The organism is Gordonia sp. PvP123, assembly GCF_040547295.1.
Classification (GTDB): Bacteria; Actinomycetota; Actinomycetes; order Mycobacteriales; family Mycobacteriaceae; genus Gordonia; species Gordonia terrae.
In genome coordinates, this window is the sequence record NZ_JBEPPN010000008.1 from 190,455 (window position 1) to 214,162 (window position 23,708).

At 66.8% G+C, this 23,708-nt stretch carries 23 protein-coding genes; 13 read left to right on the forward strand and 10 right to left on the reverse strand.

The annotated features are described in order from the left end of the window. Positions 1–59 precede the first annotated feature (59 nt). The 7 genes from ABIC25_RS17535 (at position 60) to ABIC25_RS17565 (ending at position 7,252) form a co-directional block, all read left to right on the forward strand. Entirely contained in the window at positions 60–956 is an 897-nt protein-coding gene (locus ABIC25_RS17535; RefSeq protein ID WP_101820493.1) for a class II glutamine amidotransferase domain-containing protein, read from the forward strand. Beyond that, a complete protein-coding gene (locus tag ABIC25_RS17540; RefSeq protein WP_239403025.1) occupies positions 944–1,702 on the forward strand; it encodes a GltB/FmdC/FwdC-like GXGXG domain-containing protein in 759 nt (252 codons plus the stop codon). Before ABIC25_RS17535 ends, ABIC25_RS17540 begins: the two co-directional genes overlap by 13 nt. A gap of 213 nt (positions 1,703–1,915) precedes the next feature. Continuing rightward, the gene (locus ABIC25_RS17545; protein ID WP_239403024.1) at positions 1,916–3,247 is read left to right on the forward strand and encodes an FMN-binding glutamate synthase family protein; all 1,332 of its coding nucleotides are present in this window, start codon (positions 1,916–1,918) and stop codon (positions 3,245–3,247) included. Positions 3,248–3,395: 148 nt separating this feature from the next. After that, the gene (locus tag ABIC25_RS17550; RefSeq protein WP_239403023.1) at positions 3,396–4,040 is read left to right on the forward strand and encodes a HutD/Ves family protein; all 645 of its coding nucleotides are present in this window, start codon (positions 3,396–3,398) and stop codon (positions 4,038–4,040) included. After that, positions 4,037–5,284, forward strand: a complete 1,248-nt coding sequence (locus ABIC25_RS17555) for an allantoate amidohydrolase (RefSeq protein ID WP_239403022.1) — start codon at positions 4,037–4,039, stop codon at positions 5,282–5,284. Before ABIC25_RS17550 ends, ABIC25_RS17555 begins: the two co-directional genes overlap by 4 nt. Before the next feature lie 57 nt (positions 5,285–5,341). Then, positions 5,342–6,535 carry an NAD(P)/FAD-dependent oxidoreductase gene (locus tag ABIC25_RS17560; protein WP_239403021.1) on the forward strand — a complete coding sequence of 398 codons (1,194 nt, stop codon included), beginning with the start codon at positions 5,342–5,344 and terminating at the stop codon, positions 6,533–6,535. Between the two features lie 69 nt (positions 6,536–6,604). Further along, a complete protein-coding gene (locus ABIC25_RS17565) occupies positions 6,605–7,252 on the forward strand; it encodes a helix-turn-helix domain-containing protein (RefSeq protein ID WP_374206393.1) in 648 nt (215 codons plus the stop codon). 9 nt (positions 7,253–7,261) lie between these two features. Here ABIC25_RS17565 and ABIC25_RS17570 read toward each other — a convergent pair whose 3' ends face one another. The 6 genes from ABIC25_RS17570 to pdhA all read right to left on the reverse strand — a co-directional run bounded on the left by ABIC25_RS17570 (position 7,262) and on the right by pdhA (position 14,021). Next, on the reverse strand, positions 7,262–7,948 hold the full coding sequence (locus ABIC25_RS17570; protein ID WP_354562459.1) for a hypothetical protein: 687 nt from the start codon (positions 7,946–7,948) through the stop codon (positions 7,262–7,264). A gap of 73 nt (positions 7,949–8,021) precedes the next feature. Then, on the reverse strand, positions 8,022–9,116 hold the full coding sequence (locus ABIC25_RS17575) for a Glu/Leu/Phe/Val family dehydrogenase (RefSeq protein ID WP_239403018.1): 1,095 nt from the start codon (positions 9,114–9,116) through the stop codon (positions 8,022–8,024). 34 nt (positions 9,117–9,150) lie between these two features. Continuing rightward, the gene (gene lpdA / locus ABIC25_RS17580; protein ID WP_354562461.1) at positions 9,151–10,533 is read right to left on the reverse strand and encodes a dihydrolipoyl dehydrogenase; all 1,383 of its coding nucleotides are present in this window, start codon (positions 10,531–10,533) and stop codon (positions 9,151–9,153) included. Positions 10,534–10,564: 31 nt separating this feature from the next. Continuing rightward, positions 10,565–11,926, reverse strand: a complete 1,362-nt coding sequence (locus tag ABIC25_RS17585; RefSeq protein WP_354562462.1) for a dihydrolipoamide acetyltransferase family protein — start codon at positions 11,924–11,926, stop codon at positions 10,565–10,567. A 17-nt stretch (positions 11,927–11,943) separates the two neighbouring features. Continuing rightward, positions 11,944–12,933, reverse strand: a complete 990-nt coding sequence (locus tag ABIC25_RS17590) for an alpha-ketoacid dehydrogenase subunit beta (RefSeq protein ID WP_239403015.1) — start codon at positions 12,931–12,933, stop codon at positions 11,944–11,946. After that, positions 12,930–14,021: a pyruvate dehydrogenase (acetyl-transferring) E1 component subunit alpha gene (gene pdhA / locus ABIC25_RS17595; protein WP_354562464.1), complete on the reverse strand. Its 1,092-nt coding sequence runs from the start codon at positions 14,019–14,021 to the stop codon at positions 12,930–12,932. The genes ABIC25_RS17590 and pdhA overlap by 4 nt, the downstream gene beginning before the upstream one ends. Positions 14,022–14,164: 143 nt before the next feature. On the opposite strand from pdhA, the gene ABIC25_RS17600 reads away from it, so the two are divergent. Next, positions 14,165–14,659, forward strand: a complete 495-nt coding sequence (locus ABIC25_RS17600; RefSeq protein WP_239403013.1) for an Lrp/AsnC family transcriptional regulator — start codon at positions 14,165–14,167, stop codon at positions 14,657–14,659. A gap of 24 nt (positions 14,660–14,683) precedes the next feature. Here ABIC25_RS17600 and ABIC25_RS17605 read toward each other — a convergent pair whose 3' ends face one another. From ABIC25_RS17605 to ABIC25_RS17615, 3 genes are all read right to left on the reverse strand, one after another. Further along, the gene (locus tag ABIC25_RS17605; protein WP_239403012.1) at positions 14,684–16,495 is read right to left on the reverse strand and encodes a gamma-glutamyltransferase family protein; all 1,812 of its coding nucleotides are present in this window, start codon (positions 16,493–16,495) and stop codon (positions 14,684–14,686) included. A 71-nt stretch (positions 16,496–16,566) separates the two neighbouring features. Next, positions 16,567–17,229 carry a GntR family transcriptional regulator gene (locus tag ABIC25_RS17610; protein ID WP_239403011.1) on the reverse strand — a complete coding sequence of 221 codons (663 nt, stop codon included), beginning with the start codon at positions 17,227–17,229 and terminating at the stop codon, positions 16,567–16,569. A gap of 115 nt (positions 17,230–17,344) precedes the next feature. Then, complete coding sequence (locus tag ABIC25_RS17615) at positions 17,345–18,454, reverse strand: FAD-dependent monooxygenase (protein WP_354562466.1); 1,110 nt, start codon at positions 18,452–18,454, stop codon at positions 17,345–17,347. Between the two features lie 215 nt (positions 18,455–18,669). Here ABIC25_RS17615 and ABIC25_RS17620 point away from each other — a divergent pair, with 215 nt between their 5' ends. From ABIC25_RS17620 to ABIC25_RS17630, 3 genes are read left to right on the forward strand one after another with little or no spacing between them, the layout of a single operon-like run. Beyond that, a complete protein-coding gene (locus ABIC25_RS17620) occupies positions 18,670–20,094 on the forward strand; it encodes an APC family permease (protein WP_354562467.1) in 1,425 nt (474 codons plus the stop codon). A gap of 11 nt (positions 20,095–20,105) precedes the next feature. After that, on the forward strand, positions 20,106–20,993 hold the full coding sequence (locus tag ABIC25_RS17625; RefSeq protein WP_354562469.1) for an alpha/beta hydrolase fold domain-containing protein: 888 nt from the start codon (positions 20,106–20,108) through the stop codon (positions 20,991–20,993). 8 nt (positions 20,994–21,001) lie between these two features. Next, complete coding sequence (locus ABIC25_RS17630) at positions 21,002–21,631, forward strand: TetR/AcrR family transcriptional regulator (RefSeq protein ID WP_239403007.1); 630 nt, start codon at positions 21,002–21,004, stop codon at positions 21,629–21,631. Here ABIC25_RS17630 and ABIC25_RS17635 read toward each other — a convergent pair. Next, positions 21,621–22,538 (reverse strand): dihydrodipicolinate synthase family protein, encoded by a 918-nt coding sequence (locus tag ABIC25_RS17635; protein WP_354562471.1) that lies wholly within the window; start codon positions 22,536–22,538, stop codon positions 21,621–21,623. The two genes, ABIC25_RS17630 and ABIC25_RS17635, sit on opposite strands and share 11 nt — an antisense overlap. A 68-nt stretch (positions 22,539–22,606) precedes the next feature. Between ABIC25_RS17635 and ABIC25_RS17640 the strand changes: the two genes are divergently transcribed. Beyond that, positions 22,607–22,996, forward strand: a complete 390-nt coding sequence (locus ABIC25_RS17640; RefSeq protein WP_239403005.1) for a hypothetical protein — start codon at positions 22,607–22,609, stop codon at positions 22,994–22,996. 68 nt (positions 22,997–23,064) lie between these two features. Further along, entirely contained in the window at positions 23,065–23,706 is a 642-nt protein-coding gene (locus ABIC25_RS17645; protein WP_239403004.1) for a YoaK family protein, read from the forward strand. Positions 23,707–23,708: the final 2 nt, after the last annotated feature.

Consider the following 23,708-nt stretch of genomic DNA (forward strand, 5'->3'; position numbering starts at 1 on the left):
CCTCGACCGATTCATCTCTCAGACAGCATCATCCACCCCTCGACGTAAAGGATCTGACCATGTGCGGAATCGTCGGGCTGCATCTGCGCAACCCGGACCTCCACCCCCGGCTCGGCGAGATGCTCGCCGAGATGCTCGGCGAGATGCAGGACCGCGGTGCGGATTCGGCAGGAATCGCCGTCTACGGCAACCCCGCGTGGGCGCCGCCGGGTCACGGCTGCATCTCCCTGCTCGAACTGGACGCGGTGCCCGACGAGGTGTCCGCGATCTTGAGCGCGGCCCTCGGCGTGCCCGTCGCGGCACAGTCGATCGACGTCACTCTCGTGGCCTCCGCCCCGGTGACGTCCGACGAACTGCTGGCCGCCGCCCGAGCGGCCTACCCGCACGCTCTCGTCGCGGGCTTCGGCGCCGACCTCACCGTGCTCAAAGGTGTCGGAGCTCCCCGAGACCTCACCGAATCCTGGGGTCTGTCAGCGGCTTCGGGATGGCAGGGGGTCGGTCACACCCGGATGGCGACCGAGTCGGCCGTCACCTCCTCGGGGGCGCATCCGTTCGCGGTCGGTCCGGAGCAATGCCTGGTCCACAACGGCTCGTTCGCCAACCACGCCACCATCCGACGGGAACTGCGCGCCGCGGGAGTCGAATTCGACAGTGAGAACGACACCGAGGTGGGTGCTCGCTTCGTCGCCCACCAGCTGGCGGCGGGCAAAGATGTGGAAACCGCGCTGAAGGAGGTGTGCGCGAACTTCGACGGCTTCTACACCCTCCTCGTGTCCAACCGGGATTCGTTCGCCGTGGTCCGTGACGCGATCGCGTGCAAACCGGCCGTCATCGCCGAGACCGACGATTGGGTGGCGATGGCAAGTGAGTACCGAGCGCTGGCCAAGCTGCCCGGCGTGGAGAACGCCCGCATCTGGGAGCCCGAGCCGGAGGTCGTCTACGCATGGACACGATGACCGCCGACATGGCCTCGACAACCTCCGTACCCGCCTCCACCGGCACGGCGAAAGCTGAGACGATGAGTCCCAACCACACCTTCGACCTCGCGAGCACCGCACTGCGCGAGATCAACTCGACGCTCCACGGTGACATCTCGGGTGAGATCGTCATCGACAATCCGGCCGGCGCACACAGCGTCGCCGCCGGGGTCAACCTCCCCCTGAAGATCACGATCAACGGCCACGTCGGCTATTACGCGGCCGGCATGAACCAGCAGGCCGAGGTCACGATCAACGGCAACGCCGGTACCGGTGTCGCCGAGAACATGATGAGCGGCAGCGTCATCGTGAAGGGCAACGCCTCGCAGTCGGCCGGTGCCACCGCGCACGGCGGGCTTCTCGTCGTCGAGGGCGACGCCGCCGCCCGCTGCGGGATCTCGATGAAGGGCGTCGACATCGTCGTCGGCGGAAACGTCGGGCACAACAGCGCTTTCATGGCCCAGGCCGGCCGCCTGGTCGTCCGCGGAGACGCGGGCGACGGACTCGGTGACTCCATCTACGAGACCCGAATCTACGTACGCGGCGAGGTCGCATCCCTCGGCGCCGACTGCATCGCCAAGCCGATGCGCGCCGAACACCTCGAGGAACTGGCCGGACTCCTGAAGGCCGCCGGGTTCGGCGACGACGATCCCCGCGACTACACCCGCTACGGATCGGCCCGCGAGCTCTACCACTTCAAGGTCGACAACACCGCCGCGTACTGAGCGCCTTCTGCTCCCTGAGGTGCGAGGAGCGTCAGCGGCCCCGACCTTCTGCTCCCTGAGGTGCGAGGAGCGCCAGCGGCCCCGACCTTCTGCTCCCTGAGGTGCGAGGAGCGCCAGCGGCCCGACCTTCTGCTCCCTGAGGTGCGAGGAGCGCCAGCGACGAGCCACGAAGGGCCGCGACGTCGCACGACCACACGACGAAAGAGAACCACCATGACGAACAACCTGAGCACCGAACAGCGCGGCCTGCGCGAGTCGGCCACGTTCGATCGCACCACCATCGCCGCGATCCAGCGCGCCGCCGAGACCGGCATCTACGACATCCGCGGCTGGGGCGCCAAGCGCAAGCTGCCACACTTCGACGACCTGCTGTTCCTCGGCGCGTCGATGTCCCGGTATCCGCTCGAGGGTTACCGCGAACGCTGTGACACCGACGTCGTCCTCGGCAGCCGAAATGCCAAGTACCCGTTGCATCTCTCCACCCCGGTGACGATCGCCGGGATGAGCTTCGGTGCGCTGTCGGCCGGGGCGAAAGAAGCTCTCGGACGCGGCGCGTCAGAGGTCGGTACGTCGACCACCACCGGTGACGGCGGGATGACGCCGGAGGAGCGTGGGCAGTCCAAGAACCTGGTCTACCAATACCTTCCGTCGCGGTACGGGATGAACCCCGACGACCTGCGCAAAGCCGATGCGATCGAGATCGTGCTCGGCCAGGGCGCAAAGCCCGGTGGCGGTGGAATGCTGCTGGGACAGAAGATCTCCGAGCGCGTCGCCGGGATGCGTACGCTGCCGCAGGGTATCGACCAGCGCAGCGCCTGCCGCCACCCCGACTGGACCGGTCCGGACGACCTCGCGATCAAGATCAACGAACTGCGGGAGATCACCGACTGGGAGAAGCCGATCTATGTGAAGGTCGGTGCCACCCGCACCTATTACGACGTGAAGCTCGCCGTGCACTCCGGTGCCGATGTCGTCGTGGTCGACGGCATGCAGGGCGGAACGGCGGCGACCCAGGACGTCTTCATCGAACATGTCGGCATCCCGACGCTCGCCGCCATCCCGCAGGCGGTGCAGGCTTTGCAGGAGTTGGGTGTTCATCGCGAGGTCCAACTCGTCGTGTCGGGCGGAATCCGCAACGGCGCCGACGTCGCCAAGGCGATGGCGCTCGGCGCGGATGCCGTCGCCATCGGTACCGCAGCGCTGATCGCGCTGGGCGACAACGATCCTCGATACTCCGAGGAGTACGAGGCGCTGGGTTCGGCCGCCGGTTTCTATGACGACTTCCAAGACGGGCGCGACCCCGCGGGCATCAGCACGCAGGATCCCGAACTGTCGGCGCGCTTCGATCCCGTGCTCGGCGGAAAGCGTCTCGCGAACTTCCTTCGTGTGATGACGATGGAGGCCCAGACGATCGCCCGTGCGTGCGGCAAGGCGCATCTGCAGCATCTGGAGCCCGAAGACCTCGTCGCCATCTCGATCGAGGCGTCGGCAATGGCCCGGGTGCCGCTCGCCGGAACGAACTGGATTCCGGGGGCCGGCTTCTGACGTCGTGCGAATGACACTGTGCGCGGCGTGAGAACCCGGCGGTGATCGCCGTCGTAGGCCACATCGGCACTCCAGGATTCCCACTCCTGCCGGCACGAGGCCGACCACGGTGTCGCTGCAATCGACCACTTCGGAATGGATCATCGACATGACGCTGGACCGCGCATCGAATGCGCACGGCACGAATACAACCATCGACTCCACTGTTGCGGAGGTCATCCCGCTGTCGTCGCTCGACGTGACCTCGTGGCGCAATGGTGGCGGGACGACCCGTCGCATCGCCGCCGGGTGCGGCGGGCACGAGCCTGACTGGGCCCTCAGCCTGGCCGACATCGAGAAGCGATCCGCTTTCTCGACGTTTGCCGGCGTCGACCGCGCCGCTGTGGTCGTCGGTGATGACCCGGTGGACATGACGATCAACGGGACCTCGCGCACCCTCGGGCTGCTGGACCGTGTCTCGTTCGCCGGCGAGGACGACGTCGAAGCCGGGCCTGTGCGTGGCGCGACCTATCTGCTCAACTTGATGACCCGTCGAGGCGTTGTCGTCGGCGCACTGAACCTGCGACACATCCGTGGGCGGGTCGCGGTCGGTCCGGGTAACGGTCGTGCGTGGGTGGTCCTCACCGGGGCGCTTCGGGTCAACGGTGCGGAACTATGCCGTTGGGACACCGTGCTCTTGGGAAGGCAGAGAAACGAGATCTCCGGCGCCGCGACCGTCGCGGTCGTGCACATCAGTTCATCGGCCGACGTTGTTCGGCGGTCGCCAATCAACGATGAGGAGTCACCCGCGTGACCGAATCCAGCGCACACCCTCCATCGGTGAGCGGACTGCTCGCCGAGATCGCCGACATCGGCGTCGACAACGCACGCGGCGGATACAGCCGACCGGTGTACTCATCGGCTGAACTGGAGCTGCGCGAGTGGTTCATCGCTGCGGCCGCGCAACGGTCCCTTGATGTCGAGACCGACCGCAATGGCATCACCTGGGCTTGGTGGAACCCGGGCCGGCTGGCCTTGTCCGACGCCGTTGTTACCGGCAGTCATCTGGATTCGGTGCCCGGCGGTGGTGCCTTCGACGGCCCGCTCGGCGTCGCCTCCGCTCTGGCCGCCGTTGATGTCCTACAAGACCGCGGGATCGCGCCGGCACGCCCGCTGGCGCTGGCCGTGTTTCCCGAGGAGGAGGGCTCGAGGTACGGATTGGCCTGTCTCGGCTCGCAACTGATGACCGGAGCGGTGACCCCGGAACGTGCTGCGGCCCTCGTCGATTCGGATGGCACGTCCTTCGCCGACCTCGCCACGCGCAACGGCCTCGACATCCGTGGCATCGGCCGCGACGACGAACGCCTCGCCCAGATCGGTTGCTTCGTCGAACTCCACGTCGAACAGGGTCGAGGCCTTGTCGATCAGGATCGTGCCATCGCGATCGGATCCTCGATCCTCGGGCACGGCCGCTGGCGATTGTCGTTCGGCGGCCAGGGGAATCACGCGGGCACCACCCTGATGACAGACCGTCGAGATCCGATGGTGGCCGCGGCTGCCACCGTGCTCGACGTGCGCAGCCTCGCCCGATCCGTCGACGGTGCGCGCGCCACCGTCGGCAAACTCGATCCGGTGCCGGGCGGTTCCAATGTGATCGCCTCGCGTGTCGACGTGTGGCTCGACGTCCGCCACTCCGACGATGTCGTCGTCGCCGCGCTGGTCGCCGAAATCGCAAATGCTGCAGGGGGACACGCGCGAGCCGAAGGTTGCACCGTGACGCTGGCCGAAGCGTCGATGAGCCCGCGGGTCGACTTCCATCCCGGGTTGCGGGGGCGCCTGGCCGGCTTGCTGCCCGACGCTCCGATCCTGCCCACCGGAGCCGGGCACGACGCCGGGGTTCTCAAGGACGAGCTTCCCACCGCCATGCTGTTCGTCCGGAACCCGACCGGCGTCTCGCATTCGCCCGACGAGTTTGTCGAGGACCCCGATGCCGACGCCGGTGGGCATGCGCTCGCCACCGTCCTCGAAGACCTGCTCACCTCTCCCGCCAACGCCTGAGCATTCCACCCCGACCGACCCTCCACCCGGCCCCCCGACCCCGAAAGCGTGACCCACATGACCATCACCACAACAAGATTCCTCATCGTCGGCGGAGGACTTGAGGGCCTGGCCATCGCCTGGTCGCTGGCCGACCAGGGCGTGAGCGACGTCCTCGTCGTCGAACGCGACACCCTCTGTTCCGGGATGACCGGAAAGTCGAGCGGCGTCGTGCGCTGCCACTACGGGACCCCATCGCTGGCGGCGATGTCGTGGTACGGGATCGACATCTTCACGCGCGCCACCGAGATATTCGGCGACGACATGTCCTTCCAGCAATGCGGGTACGTCGTGGGTGTCGGCGAGAACAATGTCGCCCCGCTGGAGGCGAATGTCGCGATGATGCAAGGACTGGGCATCGACGTCTCGCTCATCGCCCACGACAAGATGGCCGAGCTCTGGCCGGGACTGCACCTAGACGATTTCGCGGCCTTCGCCTACGAGCCACTTGGTGGACGCGGTGAGGCCTACATGGCAGGAATGGCGTTCGGTGCGTCCGCCCGCCAACTGGGTGTCAAGATCAGGCAGTCCTCGCCGGTGGCCCGGCTGCTGACCGGCGCCGGCGGTCGTGTCATCGGGGCCGAGATGGCCGACGGCGAGCTCATTTACGCCGACTCCGTCATTGTGGCAGCGGGACCATGGACACCCGCGCTGACCGAACCCGTCGGAGTGCCCGTCGACGTCCTGGCCCAGCGCGCCCAGCTGGTTCTCGTCGATCAGGGGGAACCGACCCCGGTCGTGCCGGTCCTGTCTGATCTCGCAGGACTGTCGTATGTGTGCCGGGAACCGAACGGTGAACTCTTGGTGGGAAACTCGGATCATGCCGCGCCGCAATACATCGATCCCGACAACTACGCGAATCGTGCGGATTCGAGCACGATCGACAAGATCGTGATGAAAATGGGCCACCGACTCCCCGACATGCCCGACCCACGAATCACCAGCAGCTACGTCGGTGCATACGACGTCACGCCGGATTACAACCCCGTCATCGGTCCCGCACCGGTCGACGGCCTGTTCCTTGCCACCGGATTCTCCGGCCATGGCTACAAGATCTCGCCGGCCGTCGGCAAGCTCGTCGCCGATCTGCTCCTCACCGGTTCGACCACCCTGAAGAACGTCGACCCGCGGGACTTCCGCTACTCGCGCTTCGCCGAGAACGACCTGCTGGTGAGTCTGCATCCGTATGAGGGAGCCGGCGAGATGCGCTGATCTCCCCGCCCACAGGGTGTCATCGTGTGTCAACTGTCAGGAAACGATGTTTCTCTCTATGCTGTCAGCGTGACGGACGACCCTCTGATCCGGAATCAATCCGGCACCGCGCGGGAGCGGCCCGTCGACCAGTCGGTCGAGGAGCTGGAGCTCGAGACCGCGATCGCGCACAACGTGCGGCGCCTGCGACGCCAGCAGGGGCTGTCGGTGGGGGACATGGCCACTCGCGTCGGCATCTCCAAGGCGATGCTGTCGAAGATCGAGAACGCCCAGACCTCCTGCAGTCTGAGCACCCTCGCCCGCCTGGCGAACGGCTTCGACGTGTCGGTCACCTCGCTGTTCCGCGGCGCCGAGATGGAGCGGTCGGCGGTGTTCGTCAAAGCCGGTGAGGGTTCGGAGATCATTCGTGAGGGCTCCCGGGAGGGGCATGAGTACGAGCTGCTGGGTTCGTTACGTGGCGAGCACAAGCGCCTCGAGTGCCTGCTCGTCACCCTGACCGAGAAGTCGGTCACCCAGCCGCTGTTCCAGCACGCCGGAACCGAGTTCCTGCACGTCCTCGAGGGCGTCATGGACTACGCGCACAGTCGGTCGGTGTATCGGATGCAACCGGGCGACTCGCTACAGCTCGACGGTGAAGGGGCGCACGGGCCCGTCGAACTCGTCGAACTGCCGGTGCGCTTCCTGTCGGTGATCGCGTTCCCGGACTCGGCTGTGTGACAGCCTGATTCAGGTCCGCGACCGGCTGAGGTCGAAGTCATGACGCGACGTCGGCACCACGTCGAGGTGGCGGTCCGCGCCGAACCGCGACACACTCTCCAGCATCGAGGTCATCCGGCGCTCGAGTTCCCGCTGGTCCCCGTCGCTTCCGTAGAACGCGTGGATGTCGTTGACCGCCGCCATCGGGAACAGTTCTTCGACGATGGCCGCGACCGGCGGGGCGTTCTCGGTCAGCGGTCGATCCACGATGTTCTGGACATATCCGAACGTGGCCTGGGTGTCGATGGCGACCTGGGTGTGATCGTCCAACCACCGACGGAGCCACTCGTCGCGGTCGAGGTCGTCAGGGCGGCGCAGGAACGCGATGTTGGACAGCGCGTCGATGCGCGACCCGTCGGCGGGAAGGTCCGGATTCAGCGGTGTCCGCGCGGTGACCTCCCACGCGGCTATCGGACCGTCGACTGCCTCATCGATGGCGTCGAGCACCGTCGCCGCTTCGAGCGCCCAGAACGACACCACCGCGCCGATCGGCGGGTCGAGCTCGTCGATGCGCATGGCGCCCGACACCAGGTCGTCGCAGATGTTGACCTGGACGCGCGTGGCGCCCGCTGTCGCGCAGCGCTCGACCAGGGCGTTGACGTTGGCGCGTGCGGGTCCACCGCCCCGGATGGCGACGATCACCTTGGAATCCGTCATCCCGCGCACGGTACCGGGCGACTGACGTACGTGGACGGGATTCGGGCGCGCCGGGGTTGATGACGCGGTCTGCTCACATGGCGCGGGCCTCGGCGAGACGCGTCTGCGCGATCCGATCGGCGGCACGGCCGGGGGCGATGGATTCCGCGGCTGCGCGTTCGAAGATCCCGGTCACCGTTCCGTAGATGGTCGCCACGCGGCTGCGCACGGCGTCGGGCTCGACTCCCTCTCGTTCACCCGCGACCTGGATCAACCCGCCGGCGTTCGCGACATAATCGGGCACCCAGGTGATCCCGCGATCATGCAACAGTTCGTCGACGCCTGGCTCGAGGAGTTGGTTGTTCGCGGCCCCGCACACCACCGACGCGGTCATGCGTTCCAGCGACAGCGGATGCAGGGTTCCGCCGAGGGCACACGGCGCATAGACGTCCAGCGCCTCGCCCAACAGGTCACCTGATGTCGCGACCCCCGAGAACCGGTTCGCGACCGCGGCCAACGCCTCGTGGTTCACATCGGTGGCCACGACGCGTGCCCCGTCGGCCAGCAACAACGAGATGAGTTCGGCGCCCACCTTTCCGACGCCTTCGACGCCGACAACACGGTCGCCCAGATCCGGCGACCCCCAGGCTGCCGCGGCCGCGGCCCGCATGCCCTGGTACACACCGAAAGCGGTCATGGGCCCGCTGTTCCCGGAGCCGCCCGCCGACGCGGATCGTCCGACGACATGGTCGGTGAATTCACCGATGATGTCGAGGTCCTCGGTGCCGGTGCCGACGTCACCCGCGGAGATGTACCGACCACCGAGGGTGTCGATGAAGCGGCCGTAGACCCGCAGCAGCTCGGGTGTCTTGTCCCGCGCCGGATCACCGATGATCACGGCCTTCCCGCCGCCGAGATCGACCCCCGCGACCGCCGCCTTGTAGGTCATTCCGCGGGAGAGTCGGAGTACGTCGGTGAGCGCTGCGCCCTGATCAGGGTACGGGTGGAATCGGGTCCCACCGAGCGCGGGACCGAGTGCGGTGGAGTGGATACCGATGATCGCTCGGAGGCCGGTGGCCGCGTCCTCGCAGAAGACCACCTGTTCATGGGGGAGCCCGGGGATGGCGTCGGTGCGGCCGAACACGGCGGCGTCGGGGGCATCGTGGCGGGTGTCGACGGTGACGGACAAGGTGGTTCCTTCTTCGATGGGGTGGCAGATCGTGTCAGCCATGGGCGTGGAGCGGCTGGCCGGCGAGTGCGAGATGCGCTTCGCCGAGAGCCTCGGACTGGGTCGGGTGGGCGTGGATGAGCGCGGCCACATCCTCCGGGTGGGCATTCCAGTTGACGATCAACTGGGCCTGACCCACCAGTTCACTGATACGGTCCCCGACCATGTGGATGCCGACGACCGGGCCGTCTTGGTCGTTGTTGCCAGCGCGGATCAGCTTGATTCCTCCTGCGGTGCCCAGGATCTGGCTCTTGCCGTTGCCCGCGAGGTCGTACTCGGCGGTGGTGACGTCGCCGTACTTCTCTCGGGCCTGCGCCTCGGTGAGCCCGACGGACGCGATCTCGGGACTCGTGTAGGTGACACGCGGGATTCCGGTCTCGTCGAGCGGGGGCGGATTGTGACCGGCGATCTGCTCGGCGACGTACAGACCTTGTTGGAAACCGCGATGCGCGAGTTGCAGTCCAGCGACGACGTCTCCGACTGCCCACACCCCGTCGTGGTTCGTTCGCAGCTGATCGTCCACGACGATGTGGCCTCGATCGAGAGCGACGCCCGCCTGGGCGACACCGCTGTCGACTGTGCGGGGTTCGCGACCCACTGCGACGAGAAGGAGGTCGGTGTCGATCTTCTCCCCGGCATCCGTGCTGATGGTGACGGTGGCTCCGGTCTGGTGCGCGTCGAGGACCTTCGTCGACGTTCTGACGTCGATCCCGCGCTTGCGGAAAGCCCGAGCCAGTCTCTTCGACGACCACTCGTCCTCCGACGCGACGAGTCGCGGGAGCGCTTCGACCACGGTGACCTCGGTCCCGAGTGCATCGAGGAGACCGGCGAACTCGACCCCGATCACACCGCCGCCGAGAATGACTGCTCGCGAGGGGATCTGCGACAGCTCGAGGGCGTCGTCGCTGGTTATGATCCGGTCGCCGATCGGGAGGCCGGGAATGGTCCGAGGTTGCGAACCGGTCGCCAGGACCACAGCGCGTCGCGCTTCGATCGGCTCGCCGTCGACGTCGACGGTCTTGTTGCCGACGTACCGGCCATGGCCGGAGACCACCTCGATGCCGTGGTGCCGGATCAGGCCCTGGAGCCCTTGGAACAGTTTGCCGACGACTCCGTTCTTGTACGAGTGGACCCGTTCCATGTCGATGCCGTCTAGTGATCCCAGCACGCCGAATCGCGAACTGTCCCGAATGGTCTCGACGACCTCGCCCGCGTGGACGAGCGCCTTGGTCGGAATGCAACCCCGGTGCAGGCACGTGCCGCCGAGCTTGGCGGACTCGACCAGCGTCACGGCGAGCCCGAGTTGTGCGGCACGGATCGCACAGGCATAACCGCCTGAACCACCGCCGAGGACGACGACATCAGGGGTGCGGGTCATGAGGGTTCTCCTGTCTTCGGTCTGCGCCCGGTCATCCGAGCGCGATCAGTTCGAACGGGTCCGACAGGATGCGTCCGATGTCGGCGAGGAAACGTGAACCCTGTTCGCCGTCGACGAGCCGGTGGTCGAAGGACAGACTCAGGGTCGTGACCGAGCGAAGGGCGATCTCGCCCTGGTGTTCCCATGGCTGACGACGAATCGCGCCGACACAGAGGATGGCCGCCTCACCGGGATTGAGGATCGGCGTACCGGAATCGACGCCGAACACTCCGACGTTGGTGATCGTGATGGTCCCGCCCGCCAGGTCGGCCGGAGGGGTCTTGCCCGACTTCGCCGTGGTGGTCAGTTCGACCAGCGCCCCCGCGAGTTCGTGGAGCGACATGCGTTCTGCGCCCTTGATGTTGGGCACCATCAGTCCGCGCGGCGTGGCGGCCGCGATGCCGAGATTGACGTAGTGCTTCGTGACGATCTCCTGTGCGTCCTCGTCCCAGTACGAGTTGAGGCTCGGGTTCGACCGCAAGGCGATGAGCAACGCCTTGGAGATCAGTGCGAGGGGAGTCAGTCGGGTCTCGGCGAACCGGCGGTGGGCGCGAAGACGATCGAGTAGTTCGAGGGTCTCGGTGATGTCGATCGTCACGAACTCGGTGACGTGCGGCGCGGTGAACGCGGAGGAGACCATCGCTGCCGCGGTGTGTTTGCGTACGCCCTTGATCGGCGTGCGGGTTTCCTCGAGATGCGGTGTGGCCGGGGGTGAATCTGCGACGACGTCGGCAGCGACGTGGGAGTCGTCTGCGGACGGCGCCGTCCGGTCGGACAGGTACCCGGCCACGTCGGCACGGGTCACCTCTCCGTGCCGGCCGGTCGGCGTGACCGCGGCCAGGTCGACCCCGTTCTGCTTGGCCAGGAACCGGACCGGCGGTTTCGCGAGCGGACGTCGGCGACCTTCGGTGGTCACCGGCGTGATGTCCCGGGTGGCGGTGTCGGGGGACGGTGCGTCGTCGACCAGCGGGGTGGTCCCGGTTCGACGCCGGCGGCTCGTGCCCTCGCCGGCGACCCCGTAACCGACCAGGACGGGGACACGTTCCGTTTCCCCTTCGGAGGCAGCGGCCGCGGACTCGGCCTCGACGTCAGATCGATCGACGGGTTCCCCGGCGGTATCGATCTCGATGATGGGCCGGCCGACGTCGATGGTGTCGCCTTCGGCGGCGTGCAGTGCGACGACGGTCCCGGCGTACGGGGACGGCAGTTCCACCGAGGCCTTGGCTGTCTCGACCTCGGCGATCACCTGATTGAGTTCGACGGTGTCGCCGACCCCGACCGTCCAGGTGACGAGGTCGGCCTCGGTGAGTCCTTCACCGAGGTCCGGCAGATGAAAGGTGTTGATGGTGCTCATCGTCAGGTCCTCTGCCGTCACGCGGCCGTAGATTTGTCGACCGCATCGAGCATGCGGTCGACATCGGGGAGAAAGTGTTCCTCGAGCTTGGCTGGCGGGTACGGGATGGCGAAGCCGCCGACACGCAGAACGGGGGCTTCGAGGTGGTAGAAGCATCGCTCGGTGACGCGGGCGGCGATCTCCGCGCCGATACCCAGGAAGACCGGCGCCTCGTGCGCCACGACCAGTCGCCCCGTCTTGCGCACGGAGTTCTCGATGGTGTCCATGTCGAGCGGTGACAGTGACCGCAGATCGATCACCTCCACCGAAGTGCCCTCTTCGGCAGCGACTTTCGCGGCCTGACGGGCTGTGGTGACGAGAGGTCCATAGGTCAGCAACGTGATGTCGTCGCCCTCGACGACGGTCCGCGCACGGTGCAGTGGGTAGGAGTCGGCGGGGGCCTGCAGATCGACCTCACCCTTCTCCCAATAGCGCCGCTTCGGCTCGAAGAACAGGACCGGATCGTCGGATGCGATCGCCTGCCGGATCATCAGATGCGCATCCGCGGCGGTGCTGCACGTGACCACGCGCAGACCCGCGGTCTGGGCGAAGTAGCCCTCGGGGGATTCGGAGTGGTGCTCGATGGCGCCGATGCCGCCCCCGTAGGGGACGCGGATCGTGAGCGGCATCTTCACGTTACCGCTCGTCCGGTAGTGCAGCTTCGCGACCTGGGACACGATCTGGTCGAAGGCCGGGTAGATGAACCCGTCGAACTGGATCTCGATGACCGGCCGGTAGCCGCGCATGGCCAGCCCGACCGCCGTTCCGAGGATGCCGGACTCGGCGAGCGGCGTGTCGACCACACGATGCGGTCCGAAGTCCTTCTGCAGTCCGTCGGTGATGCGGAAGACCCCGCCGAGCGCCCCGATGTCCTCACCCATCAACAGGACTCGTGGGTCGTCCTCGAGCGCGCGCCGCAGACCGGCGTTGAGTGCCTTGCCCAGGGGGAGCGTGGTGGTGTTGCTCATCGTGTCGATCCTTCGAATCCGGCGAGATAGCTCGCGTACTGTGCGCGTTCGTCGTCGATCAGCGGATGCGGGTCGGCATAGACGTGATCGAACAGGGACATGGGTTCGGGTTCGACGGTTTCCAGGCAGCCCTTGCGCAATGCGGCGGCGGTGGTGTCCGCCCGCTTCTGGATGCGGGAGAGGAACGCGTCGTCGACGAGCCCTTCGCGCTCCAGCAGAGCGCGCACCCGATCGAGGGGATCCTTCTGCTTCCATTCGTCGTCGAGGGCGGCGTCCCGGTAGCGGGTGGGGTCGTCGGACGTCGTGTGCGGGCCCATCCGGTAGGTGACCGCCTCGATCAGGCTGGGCCCGTTGTCTTCTCGCGCGTTGGCGAGCGCCAGTCGTGTGGCCGCCAGCACGGCGAGCACGTCGTTGCCGTCGACGCGAATCGACGGGATGCCGAACCCGCGGCCGCGTTCGGCGATCGACACGGTCGTCTGCAGCGACACCGGCTCGGAGATGGCCCACTGGTTGTTCTGGCAGAAGAACACCACCGGGGCCCGGTAGCTGGCCGCGAACAGGAAGGCTTCGGAGATGTCGCCCTGGCTGGTGGCGCCGTCGCCGAAGTAGGTGATCGTCGCGGCGGTGTCTCCGTCGAGTGCCGAACCCATGGCGTAACCCGTCGCGTGCAGGGCCTGGCATCCGACGATGATTGCCGGAGTGGTCATCCGGTACTCGAGCGGATTCCATCCCGAGTGGGTCGAACCGCGCCAGAACCGCAGCATATGCGTGGGATCGACGCCGCGACAGTAGGCGACGCCATGTTCGCGGTAGCTGGCGAAGACGAAGTCGGACGTGTCGAGTGCCCGTGCGGATCCCACCTGTGCGGCTTCCTGGCCGAGCAGCGGAGCCCACAGTCCGAGCTCGCCCTGGCGTTGCAGAGCCGTTGCCTCGGAGTCGATCCGGCGAACCACGACGAGATCCTCGTAGAGATCACGGAGGGCCTCGCCGTCGATGTCGACGATCGCGGGCGACAGGTCGTCGTCCTCGACGCGAGTCCCGTCCGCGGTGATGAGCTGGGCGGGGGTGGCATGGAGTTCGAACGCCATGGTTCCTCCTGAGAACGGTTGGTGCCATTGGGCAGTCTGTTCGTTCGAGACAAACATCGACGCACTGAATGCGCAACCGCTCTATTTCTGATTGCGCATCATGCTCAGGCGGAATGGGTATGTGGTGTGGCACACTGAGCGGTATGCCTGATCTCGATCGCACCGACGCGCGCCTACTCCTCGCCCTGTGCGATACCCCTCGAGCCACCGGCGTGGATCTCGCGGCCCGGCTGAAGGTATCGCGAAACACCGTGCAGTCCAGGCTCGATCGGTGGGATCGGGACGATGTGCTCGGGGGTTACGACCGGCGGGTCTCACCGCGCAGCCTCGGTCTGCCATTGCTCGCCTTCGTGATCACCACGGTCGATCAGCGCCGACTCGCGGAGGTCACCGAGAGCCTCGCGGGCATCCCGGAGATCGTCGAGGTGATCGGATTATCCGGCCCCTCAGACCTTCTCATCCGAATCGTCGCCGCAGACACCGACGACCTGTACCGCGTCGCGGGACTCATCCTCGACGTCGACGGGGTGGAGCGGACCAACGTGAGCCTCGCCATGCAGGAACTCGTCCCCTATCGCACGCATCAGTTGCTGAGACGGGCCGCGACAGGCGAGTCGCCGGCCACAGGTGCCCCGTGAAGCCACTACGCGCGGTTCACCGCATCACCGGCCGGCGGCATATCCGAGACCCCCGCGGGGATTGGCGGCTCCGCTGAGCATGCCGCTCAACGGATCTCGTCCAACCATGGACAGGCGGCCGAGCGACCATCCGGATGACACGGCGACGTCATGTCCCCGTTCGCGTAGACCGTCTAGCACTCCGGGATCCACGCGGTCCTCGATCACCAGACCGCGCTCCGACCTCACCCGAGGCCAGAAAGAACTGGTGATCGCCGTGGTGTGGAACATGGGCGCGTCGATCGCCTCCTGGGGCGTGTAGCCGCCGACAACGGTGCGCAGGAGATAGAGCAACTGCCATTGGTCTTGTTGATCTCCCCCCGGCGTACCCAGCGCGGCGACGGGCGTTCCGGCACTCGACAGCATCGTGGGGCTGAGCGTGGTCCGCGGGCGGCGGCCGGGCGTCAACGCCGACGGCGAGGTCGGATCCAGCCACGTCATCTGCAGCCGCGTCCCGAGGCAGAAACCGAGGCCGGGAATCGCCGGCGAGGATTGCAGCCACCCGCCGGACGGAGTCGCGGAGACGAAGTTCCCCCAGCGGTCGACGATATCGACATGGCATGTGTCGCCCCGTGTTTCGCCATCTCGCGAGACGGTGGGCTCACCGGTCCCGATTGTCGGGACATCGTCGGGTTCGGACACGGGAGGGATGAAGGGCCGACATCCGGGAACCGGGCCCGGACGGAAGTCGCCGCTGGCCTCGTCGGAGATCAGGCCCGCACGTCGAGCGCAGTATTCGGGGGAGAGAAGGTACTCGGCGACGATGTCCGGCAGGGCGCGGGCGTCGCCGTAGTAGGCGTCGCGATCGGCCATCGCCAGCTTCATCGCCTCGGTGATGGTGTGGATGCCCTCGACGGTCGACGGATCGATGCTCCTGGTCTGGCCGGCCGATTCCAGGATGCCCAACGCCTGGAGCAACACCGGTCCCGAGGACCAGAACCCCGCCTTGACCACCTCGACCCCGTGGAAGTTCCGGACGAGCGGTTCTTCGCGCGGGACGTTGAGTTCGGCGAAATCGTGTGCCGTGATCACCCCGGCGTGATCCCGCCCGTCGGAGTGTCGATGAGGCCGCGATGCGAACGACACGATCGACCGCGCGATCGGCCCGCGCCAGAGTTCTCGGGCGCGTCGAATGCCTTCGGTTCGAGACGTCGCGGACGAGGCAGCCGCCAGTTCGTCGAGGACTGAAGCGTACGCGGGGTTCCGGATGAGGTCCCCCTCGCCCGGTATGCCGTCGGTCAGCCATACCTCGGCCGAGGTCGGCCAGTGCTCGCGGAAGTGTGGGGCCATCGTCTCGATGACTCCGGCCAGCTTGGGGCTGCACGGGATTCCGTTGCGGGCATAGTCGATCGCGTAGGCGAGTACATCGGCCAGGTGCCATGTGCCGTGTTCTTCGAGGATCGACAGCCACGATTCGACGGCCGCGGGTACCGCTGCGGCGAGGGCGCCCGCCGCGGGGACCTCGGAGATCCCCATGGCGGTGAACGCCTCGATGGAGGCGCCCCGGGGTGCGGGCCCCTGTCCCACAACGACTTCGGCCTGGCCTCGATTGGCGGGTGCGATGAGAGCCACCAGGTCGCCTCCCGGGCCGTTGAGGTGGGGTTCGACCACGTGGAGCACGAAACCCGCGGCCACAGCCGCATCGAATGCGTTGCCGCCGCGCTCCAGCACGGACTGAGCCGCGCCGGTGGCCATCCAGTGGGTCGACGCGGCCATGCCGAACCACCCGCGCAGGGTAGGCCTGCTGACGTCAGGAGACGGAGTACGGAAGCGAGTGGTCGAGGAGGCCAGGGTCATGCAAGCAGTATGCACACCGGAGCCAATTGGATGCAATCACTGCTCGGGCCGGTGTGGCCTGGAGAGACCGGTCAGGCCCGGTCCTGGTCCTCGACCCATCGGGCGAGATGTTCGGCCGTCGATCGGATGTGCCACGACATGGCTTCGCGCGCCTTACGGGCATCGTGCGCCTCGATCGCGCGGGCGATGTCGTGGTGCTGCTCGAGGTTGTCCCGGAGCAGCCTCGAACTCCTGGCGTAGATCGCGAACGACGAGTTGGTCGGCAGTCGACGACTGACCTCTCTGATCGTGATGCCCAGCTGACGGTTGCCGCATCCGTTCAGGATGGCGGAATGGAAGCGCCGGTTGGCTTCTCGCCACGTTCCCTCGAGGGCTGTGCGATCGGTGTCGCCGGCGTCCAGTGCGGACTCGAAGGCGTCCCACGCCGTGTTGACGACGATGAGCAGGTCGTCGGACATGTTCTCCGCGGCGAGCGCGGCCGCCAAACCCTCCAATTCCGCACGCACCTCGCCGAGTTCGCGGATGTCGCGTCCGGAGAGCCCCTCGACGAGCGCGCCGCGATTCTTGACGATCGTGACGATCCCCTGTGCCTGGAGCACCCGGAGAGCCTCGCGGACAGGGGTTCTGCTAACACCGAACTCCTCGGCGAGTGCTTCGTGCCGGAGCCACGAGCCCACGGCGATCTGACCGTCGAGGATTCGGCGCTGGAGTTCGGCGACCAACGAGTCGCTCATCGACAGCGGCTCGTCAGCGGTAGGTTCCACCAGCACCTGCTCGTCCTCCACCCAGGCTCGTCGGGACGAGCGCCAATCTTACGGCAGCGTCGGCGCCGGGCGGGACATGCGGCGATCAGACCTTCAGCGCGTATCGGCGATTGCGGAGGGTGATGTCCTCATCCGTCGTCGGGAACAGGATGTCGGCACCCTCGCCGGCCAACGCATGCGCGGCGTCGACCACGGGACGCATCGTCGAGCAGTAGGCGTGCAGCGCCTTCGGCACCGTGGCCTCCTCGGCGAGGGCCCGCGCCAATGCGGCTGCGCCGGTCATGGCGAGGGTGGTGCCCATACCCGAGAAGAACGATGCGCAGTACCCGGCATCGCCGATGAGTGCGACGCGTCCGGTCGTCCACGAGTCCATGACGGTCTGGCTGACGGCGTCGAAGTAGAGGTCCGGGGTGGACGCGATCTCGTTGCGGATCTCACCGAACCTCCAGCCCGTGTCGCCGGTGAAAGCGTTCAAGAGCATTCTTCGGTGCGCGTCGACGTCGCGGTAGTCGTAGTCGATCAGTGGGGATCGGTATCCGAGGATGACGGACTGTTCCCGACCGTCGCCGCGGACCATCACCATCCTCCCCGGCTCGTTGTAGACCGTCGTGTCCCGAACGCCCAGATCTGTCGAGCAGCTCCGGATCACGCCGACATACAGACCGAGGTGACGTACGAAGCGGTGCTCGGGCCCGAAGGCCAGTCGTCGAACCCCGGAGTGCAGACCGTCGGCCCCGATCACCAGATCGAACTCCTCAGGCCGGGTCTCGGCACCCCGGATCCCGACGGTGACATGAGAGTCCTCGTCCTCGAGTTCATCGATCCAGGACCCGTACAACGTGGTGACCGCTCGGGGGACGGCATCGGACAGGATGTCCACGAGCCGGTCGCGCGAGATCTCGATGTCGTCGGGGCTGTCGTAGACATCGGTGTTGGGCGTCACGAGGGCCTGGGGCACCCCCGCGCTGTCCACGAACGAGAAGCGGTCCTCGTAGTCGACGCGATGGTCGAGCAACAGTTCGTGAAGGCCCAGCCTCCGAGCAACATCGAGCGCCGGTCCGCGAACGTCGACGGCGACCCCGCCCTGCCGCGGTCCGGAAGCACGTTCCAACAAGGTGACCTCGTGACCGTCACGGCTCAACAGAGCCGCCGCGGTCAGGCCGGCCACCGAGCCGCCAGAAATCAGAACTCGCATCGTGTGGGTCTCCTCCGAGTGCGGAACCACCAGCTCGCTCCGTGCGGTGGCGTGTTTCCGATGTGTTACGAATCACTTTCGCCATTGACGGTGATTCGAATTGGATGCAATAGTTCTAACACGAATTCGGATTCGCGTATACCGCTGCAGTCCGTTCGACGGCCCGGCTCGCAGACTCGAGCGACCGGCCCCAACCCACAGGAATCGAAGGCACCATGTCCTCACAGACCAGCCGGCCACCAGTCCCGCATACCGAACATCTCAAGCGCAACACGATCGGCGCATTCGGCTTGACGTTCATGGTGGTGGCCGTCGCCGCGCCCCTCACCGCGATGGCGTCGAATCTCTCCCTGAGCCTCGGGTTCGGTGTCGGCGCCGGAACCGTGGGACTTCTGGTGGTGGTCGCACTCGCGTTGACCGTGTTCGCCTCGGCGTTCGTGACCCTAGCTCGGTACGTCACGAATGCCGGTGCGTACTACGCCTTCATCGGATTCGGGCTCGGACGTCTCGTCGGCTCCGGTGCGGCGTTCGTCGCCACCACCGCCTACAACATGGCGGCGGCCGGAATGGCCGCGGCGACAGGGTACTTCCTCGGCCTGACGATCGAATCGATGTTCGGCTTCGATGCGCCCTGGTACCTCTACGCAGCCGTCGTGCTCGTCCTGACCGCATGGTTCGGCCGGCGCGGCGTCGAGGTCGCCAAACACCTCATCACCGTCGTGTCGATCCTGCAGTTCGTGATGCTGCTCGTCCTCGCGGTCGCGGTCGCCGTCCAGCGTCCGGAGGGTTGGTCGTTCGACGTCTTCTCACCCGGTGCGATGTTGGACGGAAACGTGGCGCTGACGCTGGCGTTCTGTGTCCTGTCGTTCGTCGGATTCGAAGCGACCGCGATCTACGGCGAAGAGGCCAGGGCGGCGCGTAAGAGCATCAAGATCGCGACGTACGCCTCTATCGCACTGCTCGTGGGCGTCTTCGTCGTCGCCACCTGGTCGCTGGTCGCGGCGTTCGACGACGTCAAGGCGGTCGCCGCCGAGGACCCGGGCGCGCTGGTCTTCGCGACCGCCGACATCTATCTCGGCTCGTGGTCGGGGAATCTGTTGTCCGTCCTGGTCACCATCAGCTTCTTCGCCGCCAGCGTCGCGTTCCACAACATGGCGGCCCGGTATCACTTCGCCCTCGGCCGCGCGGACCTGCTGCCATCGGTGTTGGCGTCGGTGCATCCGCGATGGGGAACGCCATCCGTGGCCGGAGCGGTGCAGACGGGAATCTCGGTGGTGGTTCTCGCACCCTTCGTCGTCGCAGGTGCCGATCCCATCGTCAACCTTTTTCCGATGGTGTCGGGTGTCACCAGCATCTCGTTGACCGCCCTCATGCTCGGATGCTGCGTGAGCATCCTCGTGGCGGCCCGGTTGGGGAAGCTCCCCCGGGCGAATGTCTGGGCGGTCCTCGTCGCGCCCATCGTGTCGGGCCTGTGCCTCCTGGTGGTCCTCGGTGTCATCATCGCCAACTACTCCGATGTCACAGGTAGTACGAAGCTGATCGTCCTGCTCATGCCACTTCTCCCCATCGCCGCGGCGGTCTACGGCGCAGCGCGGCAGAAGCACATCGGCAATCGCAACGAGTTGTCCGTCCTCGACTAGGAGTCACGACCATGCCCCGGACCATCGCCGACGTCGCACCCTCGATCGACTACGAGTCGGTGACTCCTCCCGAACTGTTGTCACCGCCTCCGGTGGGTGTACTGCCTGCGACGGCGAGTCACCGCGGCCTGATCTTCGCGGCGATACCCGGTTGGCGACCCCTGCGGCTCGATCTCCATCTTCCGACCACCGGCGGTCCGTGGCCGGTGGTGGTCTACATCCACGGCGGCAGCTTCGTCGGCGGAGTGCGCGAGATGGGACCGTGGAACTCCCTGCCCCGCAGCGGGATCGCGGTCGCATCCGCGTCGTACCGACTGGCGGGCGAAGTCGGCTTCCCCGAACCGGTCGAAGACGTGCGGGCCGCCGTGCGCTGGCTACGCCGGCACGCCCACGAGTGGAATCTCGACCCCCAGCGGGTGTCGCTGTGGGGAAGCTCCGCGGGCGCGCTGCTCGCCGGCATCGCCGCTGTGACCGGGGACAGGCTGGTGGGGCGTGGCGTCGACGAGGGCCGCGAGTCGGCGGTCGTTCGTTCAGTCATCGCGCATTACGGTGTGGCCGATGCGCGATCTCTGCGAGCCGACGCCTCACCGACGGGAGCACGGGCGGCTGCTGACCTGTCCGACATCGTCGACCTGTTCGCCGCTAGCAGCGCCGTCGTGCCCGCCGTCGCGGCGCACTTCACGGCGGGCGTTCGGCCCGATTACCTCCTGGGCCACGGAGACGCGGACACGCGCGTCGGACACGCGCAGTCGATCAACCTGCATACTGCACTCCAGGAGGCCGGCTTCCGCAGCACGCTCCGTATCGTCGAGGGCGCAGATCACGGAGCGGCCGAGTTCTCCGACGACACACGGACCGAGGACGCGGTGTCGTTCTTGCGACAGTCCTGGAAGGAGTAGGCGATTCGATGACCGTTCGCCCCGCGCTGGAGCCACAACAGAGCCGTAGTCGGCAATCGGCGGCACGAATCCTGCAGGCCGCCATCGAGGTGATCACCGACGTCGGAATCCAGGACTTCACGATGGCGGCGGTGGCCTCCCGTGCGGCGGTGTCCGTCGGGGGAGTGTATGGCCGGTACCCGGACAAGGACTCGTTGTTGTACGCGGTCAAGGACCAGGCGCTCTCCGACCTCGCCGACGAGATCGAGCGACGTCTCGCGGAGACGCGGCCGACGCCGGAGGCGATTCTGCGTGCCTACATCGGCACGTTGAGCCGCACCCTGTTCGGCGCGGAACGCCTGTACGCGTTCATCTTCGTCCACTCCGCCCACGATGAGCGGCTGCGGAGTCGGGGTTTCGCCTTCCACGAGCAGATTCGATCGGTTCTCGTCGACAGCCTGAGAGCTCAAGGCGTCCATGACGAGCGGGCTGTCGCGACGGCCTATGAAGTCATCGTGCAGAGTCTGCTCATGCGGGTCATCTCGTTAGGTCATCTGGCCCCCGGAACCGTTCCCTACGACGGCTTTCCGAGCCCGGACGAGTACGCTGACTCGTTGATCGACGTCACCACCCGCCTGTTGGACGACGTCAGGTCGTGAGGCCGAACGGCGAGACCGCCGGGTGGTGAACGAGCGAATGCTCTTCGAGTTCGGGACCGAATCCGCGGGTCGGTTGTCGTACCACGTGTGTCTCGATGACGCCGGCCCGTTGCCAATATCGTTTGCGGATGGCGACATTCGCGCCTGGTTGGGTCTCGAAGTGGATTCGCGACGCCACCGTTCCGATCATCGCGGATGCCTCTTCGTAACGGCCGTCGAGCGCCCGCCTCATCGCCTCGACGACCTCCCGCGTCGGGGTGGATCCTATTGCGACCGATGATGCACCCGCGATCACGTCGTCGACGAGGCCGAGGCCGCCGAACCCACTGATGAGGGCAGTGGAGGTGTGCTCCGACAAAAACCGGATCCGTTCGTACGTCGGTGGCGCCTCACACTTCACGGCCATGCAGCACGAGCTCGCCGACACCGCCGCGGCGAGGTCGGAGGTGTCGATGTGGACACCGGAGAACCGGGGCAGGTCCTGGAGTATGACCGGGAGTCCAGAGGCGAGGCCGGCGTGTTCGATCGCCGCCTCGAGAAGGTCCGGATCGGGGCTGTTCACCGGGATCATGATCGCGGAGAGAACGTCTCGGGTCTGTGTGCTCAGAGCGTTCAGGTCGGCGTCGAACCGCTCGGGCTCGAGTGCGAGAACCGCACCGGCGACCGGTGCGCTACCCGCCGCCACGGCGATGGTCCGCACGATATCGACTTTCTCACTTCGGCTGAGGGTGCCCGGCTCGGCGATGGCACCCAGCGCGATGAAACCGTCGCAGCCACAACTGCGCAGGTGTGTCACGACGCGGTGCAGGGAGGCGTGGTCGACATCGCCGGTCCGGGTGAAGGGAGTCGGCACCATGCCCCAGGCTGTGATGTTTCTCGGGTCGCCGGCGCCCTGCTGACGTTTCATCGGAGTTGGGGAGCCTTCCAGTAAGAAGATGCTATTCTCCAAAAATAGCATCCAATACAGGAGGTCCCATGTCCACCGCAGATCGCGACATCCCGCCGACGCCCGGCGACACACTTCTCTTCGAGAACGACCGCGTGCGCGTCTGGTCCATGACGCTCGAGCCGCACGGGATGTTCGACTTCCACCAGCATCACCATGACCACGTCGTCGTGTGGCCCGAACCCGGTACCGCGCAGGGCCAGGACCTGGGTGACGACGAGTGGGGGATCAGCCAGGTCGCCCAGGCGGGATTTGTCCTCTACAAGACGGTGGGGCGCGAACTGCCTCTGAAACCACATCGCATCCGAAATCTGGAGGACCGCAGCGTCACCCATTTCATCGTCGAACTGCTCGACGAATCGCCGAGCGAGCACGAACTCCCATGGGAGCACAACGACCGCGGTTCCTTCACCAGATGACCGCGGGCGCAACCCTGTCGAGATCTGCCCAGGCAAGCAGGCGGGGACCCGTCCACGCGGTGTCTCTCATGGTCGTTCTGACCTTCGTCACCGGACTGGTCGATGCGGTGGGCTACCTCGGTCTCGACCGCGTCTTCGTCGGCAACATGACCGGCAACGTCGTGATCCTCGGCATGGGCGCGGCCGGCGCGGATGATCTGCCGGTGGCCGGGCCGCTGGCGGCACTGGCGACGTTCACGTTGGCAGCAGCCGTCGCCGGGTTCCTGCTCCGGCGTCAGGACACGTCGTGGACGTCGCTCACCACCGGGTTACTGGGGATGGGTAGCGCGGTTCTGGTGACTCTCACCGCGCTGTTCGCGGTTCCCCGGGTCGCGGACTCGGCGCACTTCGAGATCGTGGCGGCGTGTGCCACCGCCGGGGTCATGGGTGTGCAGGCGTGTGTGGCGCGCAAGCTCGCGATCAAGGACATGACCACCGTCGTCGTGACGTCGACGCTCACCCAACTGTCCGCGGACCTCTTCACCGGAGGGTGGCGCGGCTGGTGGAACAGGCGGTCGGCGGCCATTCTCGCCCTGTTCGCCGGCGCGGTCGTCGGTGCTGTGCTGCTGCGCTACGCGCACATGTCCTGGGCGATGGGGCTGGCCGCCGTGCTCACCGCGGTGGTGTGCATCCAGGGGCATCGGAACGTCAGGCCGATCCCCGCCCCCTGAGC